Source organism: Methylobacterium sp. D53M (assembly GCF_053345625.1).
In genome coordinates this window covers 1-13,000 of the sequence record NZ_JBKFAL010000049.1, presented here as the reverse complement: position 1 = coordinate 13,000, position 13,000 = coordinate 1, and the positions used below count along the sequence as shown (strand labels likewise).

17 protein-coding genes are annotated in these 13,000 nt (G+C 69.9%); 9 read left to right on the top strand and 8 right to left on the bottom strand.

Annotated features, from left to right (window positions below; genetic code table 11):
• A partial coding sequence (locus ACLBYG_RS30800; RefSeq protein WP_447683983.1) for a phosphoketolase family protein occupies window positions 1-2,111 on the bottom strand: 2,111 nt, incomplete at its 3' end.
• Between the two features lie 127 nt (window positions 2,112-2,238).
• On the opposite strand from ACLBYG_RS30800, the gene ACLBYG_RS30795 reads away from it, so the two are divergent.
• From ACLBYG_RS30795 to ACLBYG_RS30770, 6 genes are all read left to right on the top strand, one after another.
• Entirely contained in the window at window positions 2,239-2,439 is a 201-nt protein-coding gene (locus ACLBYG_RS30795; protein ID WP_447683982.1) for a hypothetical protein, read from the top strand.
• A 31-nt stretch (window positions 2,440-2,470) separates the two neighbouring features.
• Window positions 2,471-3,115 (top strand): BON domain-containing protein, encoded by a 645-nt coding sequence (locus ACLBYG_RS30790; protein ID WP_447683981.1) that lies wholly within the window; start codon window positions 2,471-2,473, stop codon window positions 3,113-3,115.
• A gap of 13 nt (window positions 3,116-3,128) precedes the next feature.
• Window positions 3,129-4,112: a zinc-dependent alcohol dehydrogenase family protein gene (locus ACLBYG_RS30785; protein WP_447683980.1), complete on the top strand. Its 984-nt coding sequence runs from the start codon at window positions 3,129-3,131 to the stop codon at window positions 4,110-4,112.
• A gap of 123 nt (window positions 4,113-4,235) precedes the next feature.
• On the top strand, window positions 4,236-5,051 hold the full coding sequence (locus ACLBYG_RS30780) for a universal stress protein (RefSeq protein WP_132368304.1): 816 nt from the start codon (window positions 4,236-4,238) through the stop codon (window positions 5,049-5,051).
• Window positions 5,051-5,386, top strand: a complete 336-nt coding sequence (locus ACLBYG_RS30775; RefSeq protein ID WP_091981025.1) for a c-type cytochrome — start codon at window positions 5,051-5,053, stop codon at window positions 5,384-5,386. The genes ACLBYG_RS30780 and ACLBYG_RS30775 overlap by 1 nt, the downstream gene beginning before the upstream one ends.
• Before the next feature lie 12 nt (window positions 5,387-5,398).
• Window positions 5,399-6,277 (top strand): universal stress protein, encoded by an 879-nt coding sequence (locus ACLBYG_RS30770; protein WP_447683979.1) that lies wholly within the window; start codon window positions 5,399-5,401, stop codon window positions 6,275-6,277.
• Between the two features lie 340 nt (window positions 6,278-6,617).
• On the opposite strand, the gene ACLBYG_RS30765 is transcribed toward ACLBYG_RS30770, so the two are convergent.
• The 7 genes from ACLBYG_RS30765 to ACLBYG_RS30735 form a co-directional block, all read right to left on the bottom strand.
• Window positions 6,618-7,427 carry a universal stress protein gene (locus ACLBYG_RS30765; protein ID WP_447683978.1) on the bottom strand — a complete coding sequence of 270 codons (810 nt, stop codon included), beginning with the start codon at window positions 7,425-7,427 and terminating at the stop codon, window positions 6,618-6,620.
• A gap of 72 nt (window positions 7,428-7,499) precedes the next feature.
• The gene (locus ACLBYG_RS30760) at window positions 7,500-8,147 is read right to left on the bottom strand and encodes a BON domain-containing protein (protein WP_447683977.1); all 648 of its coding nucleotides are present in this window, start codon (window positions 8,145-8,147) and stop codon (window positions 7,500-7,502) included.
• Window positions 8,148-8,195: 48 nt separating this feature from the next.
• Window positions 8,196-8,648 carry a histidine kinase gene (locus ACLBYG_RS30755; protein ID WP_091927965.1) on the bottom strand — a complete coding sequence of 151 codons (453 nt, stop codon included), beginning with the start codon at window positions 8,646-8,648 and terminating at the stop codon, window positions 8,196-8,198.
• Window positions 8,649-8,718: 70 nt separating this feature from the next.
• Window positions 8,719-10,047: an NRAMP family divalent metal transporter gene (locus ACLBYG_RS30750; RefSeq protein WP_447683976.1), complete on the bottom strand. Its 1,329-nt coding sequence runs from the start codon at window positions 10,045-10,047 to the stop codon at window positions 8,719-8,721.
• Complete coding sequence (locus ACLBYG_RS30745) at window positions 10,044-10,295, bottom strand: hypothetical protein (RefSeq protein ID WP_091682895.1); 252 nt, start codon at window positions 10,293-10,295, stop codon at window positions 10,044-10,046. The genes ACLBYG_RS30750 and ACLBYG_RS30745 overlap by 4 nt, the downstream gene beginning before the upstream one ends.
• A gap of 10 nt (window positions 10,296-10,305) precedes the next feature.
• The gene (locus tag ACLBYG_RS30740; RefSeq protein WP_447683975.1) at window positions 10,306-10,521 is read right to left on the bottom strand and encodes a hypothetical protein; all 216 of its coding nucleotides are present in this window, start codon (window positions 10,519-10,521) and stop codon (window positions 10,306-10,308) included.
• 85 nt (window positions 10,522-10,606) lie between these two features.
• Window positions 10,607-11,125 carry a potassium channel family protein gene (locus tag ACLBYG_RS30735; protein WP_091981038.1) on the bottom strand — a complete coding sequence of 173 codons (519 nt, stop codon included), beginning with the start codon at window positions 11,123-11,125 and terminating at the stop codon, window positions 10,607-10,609.
• A 178-nt stretch (window positions 11,126-11,303) separates the two neighbouring features.
• Here ACLBYG_RS30735 and ACLBYG_RS30730 point away from each other — a divergent pair, with 178 nt between their 5' ends.
• The 3 genes from ACLBYG_RS30730 to ACLBYG_RS30720 all read left to right on the top strand — a co-directional run.
• Window positions 11,304-11,543, top strand: a complete 240-nt coding sequence (locus tag ACLBYG_RS30730; protein WP_447683974.1) for a biotin/lipoyl-containing protein — start codon at window positions 11,304-11,306, stop codon at window positions 11,541-11,543.
• Between the two features lie 17 nt (window positions 11,544-11,560).
• Window positions 11,561-11,932, top strand: a complete 372-nt coding sequence (locus ACLBYG_RS30725; protein WP_331298356.1) for an SPW repeat protein — start codon at window positions 11,561-11,563, stop codon at window positions 11,930-11,932.
• On the top strand, window positions 11,929-13,000 hold a 1,072-nt coding region (locus ACLBYG_RS30720; protein WP_447683973.1), incomplete at its 3' end, for a glucokinase. The genes ACLBYG_RS30725 and ACLBYG_RS30720, both read left to right, overlap by 4 nt.

Genomic DNA, 13,000 nt, shown 5'->3' with positions numbered 1-13,000 from the left:
AACAGGCTGTCGAAGGTCGGGTCGTCGAGACCGTGCGGATGCGTCTCGGGCGCCGGCAGCGTCATCAGGTCGACCACGTTTACGACCCGGACCCTGAGTTCCGGGACGTGCCGGCGCAGCCAATCCACCGCGGCGAGCGTTTCCATCGTCGGCACGTCGCCCGCGCAGGCCATCACAACGTCGGGCTCCGTGTTCCCCTCGTTCGAGGCCCAGTCCCAAATGTCGATGCCGGCCGCGCAGTGCGTGACGGCCTCGTCCAGGGTCAGCCACTGCAGCGCCGGCTGCTTGCCGGCCACGACGACGTTGATGCGGTCATAGGTTCGCAGGCAGTGATCCGTGACGCACAGCAGGGTGTTCGCGTCCGGCGGCAGGTAGATCCGCGCCGTATCCCCGCGCTTGTTCGCCACGAAGTCGATGAAGCCCGGATCCTGGTGGCTGAAGCCGTTGTGGTCCTGCCGCCAGACGTGGGACGAGAGCAAGATGTTCAGGGATGGCACCGGTCGTCGCCAGGGCAGGTCGCGCGAGGACTTGAGCCACTTGGCGTGCTGGTTCACCATCGAATCGACGACGTGGGCGAAGGCCTCGTAGGTCGCGAACAGGCCGTGCCGGCCCGTGAGCAGGTAGCCTTCGAGCCAGCCCTCGCAGAGATGCTCGCTCAGCACCTCCATGACCCGGCCGTCGCGCTGAAGGTGGTCGTCGCCCGGCAGGGTCGCCTCCTGCCAGACGCGCCCCGTCACGTCGAACACCGCGTAAAGCCGGTTCGAGGTGGTCTCATCGGGACCCATGATCCGGAAGTTGCGGGCGTCCTTGTTCAGGGACAGGACCTCCCGCAGGTAGCCGCCGAGCGTGCGGGTGGCCTCGGCTCGGGAGCGGCCAGGTCCCGGCACGGAGACGGCGAAGTCCATGATGTCCGGCAGCCGCAAGGGCGCGCTCTTAAGCGCGTTGGCGTGCGGGTTGGCCGAGATGCGCCGCGGCCCCTTCGGCGCCAGGGTGGCGAGTTCCGGAACGAGCGAGCCGTCCTCGTCGAACAGCTCCTCCGGTCGGTAGGAGCGCATCCAGGCTTCCAGGATCGCGCGGTGCTCCGGGTTCTCCCGCGTGGCCGCGACGGGAACCTGATGCGAGTGCCAAGTTCCCTCGACCGGCTTGCCGTCAACGGCCTTCGGTCCCGTCCAACCCTTGGGGCTGCGCAGCACGATCATCGGCCAGCGCTGTCGCCGGGCCTCGCCGCAGCGCGCGGAGTGCCGGATGGCTGGGATCTTGTCGAGGACCGCGTCGAGGGCCGTCGCCATGGCCTGGTGCATGCCGGCCGGCTCGTCGCCCTCGACGAAGGTCGGCTCGTAGCCGTACCCGACGAGGAGGCTGCGAAGCTCATCCGCGGGCATCCGGGCGAGGAGCGTCGGGTTGGCGATCTTATAGCCGTTGAGGTGCAGGATCGGCAGTACGACTCCATCGGTGGTCGGATTCAGGAACTTGTTGGAGTGCCACGACGCGGCGAGCGGCCCCGTCTCCGCCTCGCCGTCGCCGACCACGCAGGCGACGATCAAGCCGGGGTTGTCCAGGGCAGCGCCGAACGCATGAGCCAAGGAATAGCCGAGCTCGCCGCCCTCGTGGATGGAGCCGGGCAGCTCCGGCGAGGCGTGGCTCGGTATGCCCCCGGGAAACGAGAACTGCCTGAACAGGCGCTCCATCCCCTCCGCGTCCCGCGCAACGTCGGGGTAGATCTCGCTGTAGGTGCCCTCCAGGTAGGCGTTGGCGACGAGCCCCGGCGCGCCGTGACCCGGCCCCCAGACCGCGATCATGTCGAGGTCGCGCTGCCGGATGACCCGGTTCAGGTGGACGTAGATGAAGTTGAGGCCCGGTGTCGTGCCCCAGTGCCCGAGAAGCCTTGGCTTGACGTGCTCGGGCCTGAGCGGTTCGCGCAGGAGCGGGTTGGCCATGAGGTAGATCTGGCCGACCGACAGGTAGTTCGCAGCCCGCCAGTAGCTGTCGATCCGCCTGAGGCTGTCGGGCCCGAGCGGCCCCGGCACGAAGGCCAGGTCGTGACCGTCGTCCGCACGGCCGCCATCGCGGCGTTCCTGGCGGGTCTTCGTCGGCTCGCGCCTCGCGTCCATGTCGGCCTCCCGGCTGCGGATCCCGGACGACCGTGCAGGCAGCCGAGGCTAGCGGCGTTGAGCTGGATCAAGGCGGCTCCCCGGAAGGCCGGCAGGATGCCTTCCGTCAGCAGGACGGGAGCGAACGATGGCCCTGGTGCTTCGAACCACCTTCATCACGACGGTACGCCGCGCGCGGGTGCCGGTCATGCTGGCACCGACGAACGACTCCGAACCCCGGGTCGTCACGGACGCGGCGCGCTACCGGTTTATCGGCAGCCTGCAGGCGCTGGCGCTCGCCATCGCGGCCTCGGTGGTGACGCCCGCGCTGCTTTGGCTGGCTCTCTGAAAGAAATCCCGGCGAATCGAGGAGACCCGCGATGGACGACATCACCGTACGCCGTCACGTGCTCGACGAATTGGAATACGCCCCCATGGTCGACGCGGCGCAGATCGGCGTCGCGGTCGACGACGGCGTCGTGACGCTGACCGGCCACGTCCGGAACTACGCCGAGAAGAGCATCGCCGAGCGCGTCACGCTCCGGGTGCGCGGCGTCCGGGCCGTGATCGAGCGGATCGAGGTGCGGTATCCGGAAAATCCGCGCGTCGGCGACGAGGCCCTGGCCGAGCGGTGCGCCCGGGTTCTGGAGTGGGACGTGCAGATCCCGGAGCGGTCGGTCTCGCTCAAGGTCGAGAAGGGCTGCGTCACGCTCAAAGGATGCGTGCCGCACTACCACCAGAAGGCGGCGGTCGATAAGGCGCTGCGGCGGCTCACCGGCGTCACCGACATCGTCAACCTCATCGCGGTGAAGCCGCCTGTCCGACCCACCGAGGTCAAGGACAGGATCCTCGCCGCCCTGAGGCGCAGCGCCCGGGATCCCGACACCATCCGCGTCCACGTGGACGGGGACAAGGTGATCCTGGACGGCTGCGTCGACGTCTGGAGCGAGCGCAAGCTCGCCGAGCGTGCCGCGTGGTCGGCGCCCGGCGTCCGCGCCGTCGAGGACCGCCTGACGCTCGCATGACGGGGAGTTGCCGATGCTGGCGATGGTCCTGCAGGAGATCGGCGGTCCCCTCGTGCCGGAGGAGAGGCCCGACCCAATTCCCGGCCCCGGCGAGGTCCGCATCCGGGTTGAGGCCTGCGCGGTCTGTCGAACCGACCTCCACGTCATCGACGGCGAGCTTCCGCGGGCCGTCTACCCCATCGTGCCCGGCCACGAGGTCGTCGGCATCGTCGAGGCTATCGGCGAAGGCGTGACCGATCCGGCCCCGGGTCAACGCGTCGGGGTGCCCTGGCTCGGGCACGCTTGCGGCCACTGCCGCTACTGTAAAACCGACCGGGAGAACCTGTGCGATGCCCCCGGCTTCACCGGCTGCACCCGCGACGGTGGGTTCGCCACCCATCTCTTGGCCGAGGCCGCCTTCACCATCCCGCTCGGCACAAGCCTGGACCCGGTCGCGACAGCGCCGCTCCTCTGCGCAGGGCTGATCGGTTGGCGCACGCTGCGGATGGCGGAGGACGCCGACACTGTGGGGCTCTACGGCTTCGGGGCGGCCGCGCACATCGTCGCCCAGGTCTGCCGGTGGCAGGGCCGCCGCGTGTTCGCGCTCACCCGACCGGGCGACCGGAAAGCCCAGGACTTCGCCCGCTCCCTTGGGGCTGAATGGGCCGGCGGGTCGGACGAGGCGCCGCCCGAGCCGCTGGACGCGGCCTTGATCTTCGCACCCGACGGCCGGCTGGTGCCGACCGCACTCGCGGAGTTGCGCAGGGGCGGATGCGTGGTCTGTGGCGGCATCCACATGAGCGACATCCCGCGCTTCCCCTACGAACTGCTCTGGGAGGAGCGTTCGGTGCGCTCGGTGGCGAACCTCACCCGCGCGGATGCACGCGGTTTCTTCGAGCTCGTGCCGCGGGCCGGCATCGTCACCCGCACGCGCACGTTCCCGCTCGTCCAGGCCAACGCGGCGATCGCCGCCCACCGGTCCGGCGCCCTCCAGGGCGCCGCCGTTCTCGTACCCTGAACCGGTCTCGTCCGCGGCATTTGAACTGCCCATCGAGTGCCCTTGCGATGGATCAAGGTCGTCCCCTCGAACCGGGGCCAGAGTACCTCCATCGCGCCGGCAGCCCGGCCAAGGGAGGTGGTCATGAAGATCTCCAACATCATGGTCTCGGTCGACCTCGGGCCCGCGGCGGCGGACCGAGTCCAATTGGCGGCCGGCCTCGCCCAACAGTTCGGGTCCAAGCTGACCGGCGTCGCCGCACGTCCGGTCCTCGGACCCATGCCGGTCGGCGACATGCTGGAGGTCGAGCGTGTCTGGGCCCTTGAGGAGCGCCTGACCGATGAGCAGCTCGCGGAGGCCAAAGCGCTTTTCGAGCGCGAGGCCGGGCAGGCGCCTAAGACGAGCTGGCGCTCCGCACCGACCGATCCGTTGGCTTTCCTCGGTGCGCAGGCGCGCACCGCCGACCTCGTGGTCGTCGGCCGGCAGGGACCTGCGGACGGTGATGCCGGTCCGATGGCGGTCTCCACCGGGGGGCTGCTGATGGAGGTGGGGCGTCCGGTGCTGGTGGTCCCGCCGGGCATCGAACACCTCGCGGTCAAGCGGGTCGTGGTGGCTTGGAAGGATACGCCCGAGGCCCGTCGAGCCCTTCACGACGCTTTACCGTTCTTGAGACAGACCGAGCAGGTTTGCGTGGTAGCCGTGGGACCGGACGCGCAGCACGTGGGCGCCGAGGGCGCGGCCGAGTACCTGTCCGGGCACGGAATCAAGGCCACGACCCACCTGCTGCGCAAGCCGGAGATCGGCCCCGCCGACGAGATCCTTCGGTTCGCCGGGCGGGAGGACGCGGACCTCATCGTGATGGGCGCCTACGGGCATAGCCGGCTGCGCGAGTGGGCCTTCGGCGGCGCCACCCGCGAAGTCCTGCAATCGACCCCCGTCTGCTGCCTGATGAGCCACTGATGCCCTCGGCGACCACCATCCACGCGGGCGCTCTGGTGCTGCTGTCCATCCTTATCGGCACCGGCTCCGCCCAGGCCTGGGACCGGCAGGTCAAGCAGGGCGAGTCCCTCGCCAGGACCAACTGTGCCCGCTGCCACGCCGTCGGGCGTGTCGGGGCGAGCCCGCTGCGCGCCGCGCCTCCCTTCCGCGAACTGCACAAGCGCTACCCCGTCGAGGATCTCGGCGAGGCGCTCACGGAAGGCATCCGCACCGGTCATCCGAGCATGCCCGAGTTCCGGTTCGACCCTGACCAGGCGCAGGACTTGATCGCCTACATGAAGTCGCTCGAACGCTGAGGGAGAGTCTCGATGTACCTCCGCTGTCTTCTCGTCCCCACAGCCCCAGGCATCGATGTCACCCGCCACCTGGACGCAGCCCTTCGCCTTGGGCGGCGCCTGCACGCGCACATTGGGGTCGCCTTCATGGCGCCGGACCCGGGTTATGTCATAGCCAGCATGGCCGGCATCGCCAGCTTGGCCAGCGTCATGCCGATGGACTGCGCGACCATCGAGGCCATCGAGCGGGGCGTGCGCGAGGCCGCGGCCGAAGGCAAGGCGGCCCTGGAGGGCTGGTGCGGACGCGAGGGCGTTCCGCTGGTCGCCAAGACCGAGCGCCTGGACGCCACTTTCGCGACCTGGACGGAGCTGTCGGGCGAGGTCGAGCCGCTCCTGACGCTGGCCGGGCGAGTGAACGACTTGATCATCGTCGACCGACCCGATCCGGCGCGCTCGTTCACCGGGCGAGCGCTCGACACGGCCCTGTTCTCGGTCGGACGACCGACGCTGATGGTTGGCAAGGTAGTCCCGTACGACCTCCTCGAACACGTCGTGATCGCCTGGAACGGCAGTCTCGAAGCGGCACGCCTGATCGGGCAATCCATCACGCTGCTGCACGAGGCCGCCCGCGTCACGGTCGTGCATGCGAGGACGGAACGCTTCGAGGAAACGCGGGCCGCGGACCTGTGCGCCTACCTGCGCTGGCACGGCATCGTGGCCGAGGCCGTCACCCTGCCGGTCGGGGATGGGATCTCGGTCGGCGCGGCCATTCTGGACGAGGCCGAGCGCCGGAACGCCTCCTTGCTGGCGATAGGTGCCTACACCCACAGCCGCGTGCGCGAGTTCCTGCTCGGTGGCGTCACCCGGCATGTGGTCGAGCACGCGCGCATCCCGGTACTCATGGCCCACTGACGTATCGCGCTTGCAGGACGGCCTTTCCGGGGTTGGCCCGTCGCGAGACCTCGGCGGCCCCGCTCTCAACGCCTCGGCTCGTGGCAGTGCATGCGAGGAGGCGCCGTGCCGCAATCCAGGCTGCAAGTCTGGTGGGGCTTGCAGAACCACTGCAGGGCCCCGCTTCTCAGGCAGGACCCTGCGCAATGCCGATGGGGCGCGTTTGCAGGCTCGACGAACGTCCCTTTCGCATCAGGCGAGCCGGCCGTCGGTCGCGCCTGAGTTGGCGACGCGCTTACCACGACCGCGGCGAGAACCAGGAGGGCTGCACATGACGTGGTGCTCCGCATGATGCCGGGCATCAATGGCTCATCAGGCAGCAGAGGGGGGCATAGGCCAGCAACTCCCGAGTGACGCCGCCGAACGCCCACTCGCGGAGGCGCCCGTGACCGTAGGCGCCCGCGACGATCAGGTCGGCCCCGTGCTCGGTGGCCGCTTCGACGAGTGCCTCGGAGGTCGAGGCACCCAGGGCATCGTGTCTGACGCGGATGGCTGAGACGCCGTGCGCCTGGAGGAGACGAAGGGTGTCCTGACCCTCGGAGCCGGCGCCATCGTCGACGGAGACGACGAGCACCTCGGACGCCCGCTTCAGGAACGGCAGCGCGTCCAGCACCGCGCGGCGCGCCTCGCGGGTGTTCTTCCAGCCGACCACGACGCGCTTGGCGTCGAGATGGTCGACGCCCGGCGGCACCACCAACACTGGGCGTCCAAGATGCATGACCGCGTCGGCCGGATCGACCGCTAACAGCGCGGGCCCGGGGTCCGTCCTTCGGCCGACCACCACGAGGTCGGCGGCCGCCGCCTGGGCGACCAGGAACGCCAGCGGGAAATCGAGGTTGGAGCGCCACTCGACGCGGCTGCGTCCGCCGGCGGCTTCCTCGAAGGCCTCGTGGGCCACCCGGAGGTCGTTCAGGACCGCCTCCTGGATCGAGGGGATGCCGGACGACCCTCCCGGCGTCGGGCCGGCCGGAGCCCAGCTATAATCCGGCATCTCCGCCGCGACGCCGGTCAAACGGGCGTGGAAGTCGTCGGCAAGGTGCGCGGCCAGGCGCACGCGGCTTCGCGCCCCGTCCGTCAGGTCCACGGCGACCATGATGTTCGCGTAGGTCATGGAACGTCTCCGGGTCGGCAGGCGATGGAACGGGTGCGGGCGGCCCTTGCGGCCTCGCCCACTCCGATGGTTTCAGCCAAGCGTGAGGTGGTCCTCGACGGCGCGCACGCCCGGAGCCGACCACGCGGCGGTCTCGGCGAGACGTCGCTCGTGCCAAGCGTTGACCCTGCCCTCCAGGACGACCCTGGCGTCCTTGACCGTCACCTTGATGGCGTCGGCCTCAAGTTCGGCGTTCCGCTTGAGCGCCGCCAAGATCTTCGCGCGAACGTCGGGCGCGCTCGCCTTCGGCGCCACCTCGATGTTGTTGATGATGCCGGTCACGCCGGCGAGCCGCTTGATCGACCGGTAGGCCTCTTCCTTCTGGTACTGCCAGTCGACCTTTCCGGAGAGCGTCACCCAGCCGGTCTGGACCTTCACCTGCACGGCATCCTTGGGCACCGTCGCGGACCAATCGAGCATCTGCACCGCGCGTTGCGCCAGGTCCTCGTCGCGCGGCGGGGTCTCGCCGGCGAAGCGCACCGTGATCTTCTCGACGACGCCGCGGACGCCGCGCACCTTCTGCGCGGCCTGTTCAGCGGTCACACGTTCCGCATAGTTGGCGACGTGACCGGTCAGGGTGACGATGCCCTTCTCTACGGCGACACCGATGTGGACGGCGTCGATGCTGGGGTCGAAGTCGAGCTCGTCGATGACGTTCTGGCGGATCAGCTTGTCGCCCATCGTAAGTCTCCTCGATGAGGTCCAGGTCGCGCCTGGCCGAGCCCGAGGCTATGCGCGGCAGGCGGTCGGACATTGATCCAGCGCAAGCTCTTGCCCGGCCGTGATACGACCCAGCATCGGGCATGCCCGGGGGCAGCCCGGGACGGCGCAGCCGGCGGTCACGGCGGAGACCATGTCCCGGGCATCGAATAACCGGCCGAGCAGCGGCACGTCCGCGAAGGCCTTCGGGACCCGGGCGTTCCCGGCAATCAGGGCGAAGGGGATGCCCCTCCGGCGCAGGGCGCAGGCCAGCGGGAAGCACGGCCCCTCGTTCAGGTCGACGCTGACCACGGCGAAGTCCGGACGTTTCGTGTCGAGGCTTCCAATGGCATCGCCGCCGGTTCCGTAGGGGCCGCTCACCGCACAGCCGGCGTCCGCGAGGGAGTCCTCCAGCCACATGCCCGGAAGCGCCTGCGGCTCGGCGACCAGCACGACCGGCCGCCCCTCCGTTCCGTTCTCCATCGCCCGATTCCCATTTCCGGTTGCGATGGGGCGAGGATGGATCGGGCGGATCCGTCCGCTTTGCGCTGGGTCAAAGCAGCGTGACCGTGCCGAACATGGCCAGGACAGCGAGCAGCATGCAGGCGGTCGCGATCCATCCGAGCAGCCGCAGCGGCCCACGCACCGCGAAGGCGCCCATGATGTCGGAGCGGGACGCGGCCAGCATCATCACGGCCATGACAGGCACCGCGATGATGCCGTTGACCACCGCGCTCCAGTAGAGCGCCCGGATCGGATCGACCGCGCCCAGGCTGATGACCATGCCCACCAGGGTGGCGAGCGCCACCGTCCCGTAGAAGGCGCGTGCCTCAAGGATGCGTCGGCCGAAGCCCACCGGCCAGCGCCGCGCCTCGCCGACGGCGTAGGCCGCCGAACCCGCAAGCACCGGAACCGCCAGAAGTCCGGTCCCGACGATGCCGAGCGCGAAGACCGTCGCGGACAACGGGCCGGCCAGCGGGCGGAGCGCCTCCGCGGCCTGGGCCGAGGTCTGAATGTCGATGATGCCGCGCGGGTGCAGCACGGCGGCGGTGGTGACCATGATGGCGAGCGCCACGAGGTTCGAGAAGGCCATGCCGACGAGCGTGTCGACCCCGATGCGGTGGAGCGCGGCGCCACCCTGCTCGGGTGCGTGCAGGAGGTCGCGCCGGCGCGGGAAGGCGTTCAGGTCCTCGGCTTCCTCCGCGGCCTGCCAGAAGAACAGGTATGGGCTGATCGTGGTCCCGAACAGGGCCACGAGAGTAGTCAGGCCGGTGCCGCTGAAGTCGACCCTTGGTACCGCCAGGGCCAAGCCGAGATCCCACCAAGAGACGCGGGCAAAGATCACCACGCCGAGATAGGCGAACAGGCTGAGCGTCAGCCATTTCAGGACGGCGACGTAGCGCGTGTACTGTAGGACGAGTTGCATGAAGGCGCAGACGCCGGCGAAGAGCACGACGTAGAGCCAGCGTGGCCCCGGGAGGAGCAGGTCGAGCGCGTCCGCCATCGCGCCGAGATCGGCCCCCAGATTCAGGACGTTGGCGGTGAGCAGGAGGAACACCACGGCCTGGAGCAGGCTGTCCGGGTAGTGCTCGCGCAGCACGCCGGCGATGCCATGGCCGGTGGTCCGCCCGATCCGGGCGGAGACCATCTGCACTGCCGCCATCAACGGCAGGGTGTAGATCATGGTCCAGCACAGGCCGTAGCCGAGCTGCGCCCCGGCCTGGCCGTAGGTGGCGATGCCGCTGGGATCGTCGTCGGAGGCGCCGGTGATCAGGCCGGGCCCGAGCACCCGCAGTAGGCGCGGCTTCGAGGGACCGACGGCGGTGCGCGCCACCTCCGGATCATCGACCTCCCTGGCCGCGGCACGTGACGAGTTGCTCATGCCACCGGCTTCACGCCGGCTTCTTCGCCCCGAAGGGCGCGCGCGACCCTCAGGGCCGCGTCCAGGTCGTTGCGATCCGTCCCGTAGCGCCGCCATAGACCGTCCAACCATTCCGGCCGTCCGGCCTCGGCGTCCGGGATCTCGGAGAACGGAATGTGGTACATGCCGTCGAGCGCCTCGATGCCGTAGCCAGTGACGGCCCATTGCCGCCCTTCCCAGCGCACGGGTTCGGTGAGTCCGTGGCTCATTTCTGCCTCCTCACGCCGCCTGCCCGTCGAGCTCGGCCACCTCGCAGGTGTCGGCCCGCATGCGCCAGTCGACGATACCCGCCGTCTGACAGGACAGCGCCTGGGCCGCGCAGGCGGCGGCAGCCTCCGAGTGGGCGGAGACGACGGTCTGCCGCTGGATGGCGGTGTGTTCGTGGCCGATGTCGTCCGGCACGACCTTGTGGAAGGTGACCAGGTACTTGTGCATGGCGCGCCTCGTATTGCGATATTGCGGAGACGGTGGGTGCCCGCGGGAGCGGCGGCCTTGATCCAGCGCAAGGCTCGACAAGCGATCAGGCCCCTGGTGCCGGCGGGAAGAGGCGTTCCCGACCCGGTTCGGGCCCGTTGTCGTGGCCTGTCCGCGCGGTTCGATGCGCGTGCGCCTTGCCGTGCAGTGGCCAGTATCGCTCCATCGCCAGGTAGGTGAACGACGCGGACCAGCCGATCAGGAGCAGGCCGTTGAGCGCCTCGACGCCGGCGAGCAGCCGCGTATGGGAGGTCGGGAAGTGGTCGCCGAAGCCGAGTGAGGTGTAGGCGACCACGGAGAAGTACAGGCAATCCTCGAAGGAGGTGACCGGCGCGCCTGCGAAGGCGCCGACGCCGAGGCGGAGCACGAGAAGCCAGTAGGCGCCGGCGTAGATCCAGACCGCGACGGTGTGACCGACGAAGGTCATCAGCACCACGGCGAGAATCCGGGCGCGGGGCGGGACCGGCAGCTCGGACAGGTGCTCCGAGGTCAGCCGCAATGTCTCGTAGAGCACCAGGATCGTGGTGGTGACGAGGACGACGCTGGCCGTCATGGCGAGGAGCATGCACGGCCCCGGGTGAGCGTGGCGGCCCGAGCCTGCCTGATAAGGCGAGCGCGTCCTTGGCCTAGCGCTAGTGGGCAGGCGTTGAGGCGCCTTTGACCGAGATCAACGCCGTCCCTCACGGAACGGCATTTCCTCACCGGAGCGCCGCGAACCAGGCGCCGGGATCTCGGAGGTGACCATGGCCGACGTGCATGTTGCCGAGGAGCTCTGGTCAACGGGGATGCAGCCCGAAGGCATTCTGGAGCGGTGGTTCGTGACGGACGGGGCGCTTGTGCGGGCCGGAGAGGCCGTGGCGACCGTGCGCATCGGCGAGGCCTTGCACGACATCGCCTCGCCGACCAGCGGCCGCCTCACGGTCCTGGCGCCCGTCAACGAGGTCATCGACCCCGGCTGCATCATCGCCGAGGTCCACGCGTGACATCCCGGAGGCAGACCATGTCTCAACTCGATGCGGCCACGTCATCACCGACTTGGCGGACGCAAGAGATCCTGATCGGCGGCCTTCAGCACGCCGCCGGCGTCGCGCTGGTGCTGACGGCGTGGGTGCTGGTCTTCACCGATCATGCCCGCGCGGCCGGGTCCGCGCTCGTGCCGGGCTTGCTCATCGTCACGCTCTACGGCGCCAATCAGATCCGCTTCCGGGCGGTGCTCGAAAGGGCTGTGCTGATCGCCGGGGCCTGGACGCTCGTCGCGCCCTGGGCGCTCGGGTTCGTGGCGAACGACGGCGCGACCTGGGCGCACGTCGCGCTCGGTGGCGTGGCCATCGCGACCGCCGTTGCACTGCTCCGCATCGCGAGGCGGCCATGACGATTCAGCCGGCCGCCACCCGCGCGGCCGTTCTGGCCGCCCTCCTGGCGGCTTGCATCGGCGCTTCTGTCGCCGGTCCCGAGGAAGACCATCGCGTCCGTGGGCGGGCGATCGCCGCGCAGCTCTGCAGCGAGTGCCACGTCATCGGCCGCGCCTCGCAGCCCGGCGCGTTCGCTGGCCCGGCCTTTCTGCGGGTCGCCAACATGCCGTCGACGACCGGTCCGGCGCTCGCGGTATTCCTGCAGAGCCATCACCAGCGGATGCCGAGCGTGAGACTCGACCGGGACGAGATGGACGCGGTCATCGACTACATCCTCAGCCTCAAGGCCCGTCAAGGCCCGAACGGCCGCGACGCCTCCGGGCATCACCTCGGAGGATTGAGGGTGACGCTGCCGCATCCCGTGCTGCTGGCCGATATCGGCGGCACCTACGTCCGCTACTCAATCCTTCCGGAGCCGGGAGGACGTCCAGGCCCGATCCGGAAGGTGCCGACGGCCGGCTTCCCCGGCCCGGTCGACGCCATTCGGGCCTATGTCGACCGACAGGACGCGGTCCGGCCGCGCTCGGCCTTCCTCGCCGTCGCGGGGCGGATTACCCCTGGCATCACGCGTCTGACCAACGCGCCGTGGCGGTTCGACCCTGGCGGGATCGGCGAGGCGTTCGGCTTGGAAGCGGTGCGGCTGGTCAACGATTACGTGCCGCTCGCCGCCGCCGTCACCGTCCTCGACCCGGACGACCCGGCCGAATTGGCGCGGATCGGGCCGGCTGTCGAAGGGGTCGGGCCACGGCTCGTCCTGGGGCCGGGCACGGGCCTGGGCGCGGCCGTCCTGATCCCGGCGGGCGACCGCCTCCTGATTCAGACGACCGAGGCCGGGCACATCGGGTTCGGCCCCTGCGAGCCCGACGACAAGATGCCCTGGTCGGCCCTGATGGCCGCCGAGGGCAGGCTCACGGTCGAGACCCTGCTGTCGGGTCCGGGTCTCGTCAGGCTCGTGCGGGCCCTCGCGGCGACGCGCGGTGCCGCCGTCGGCTGGAGCTCGCCGCCCGAGGTCCTCGAAGGCGCGAGGT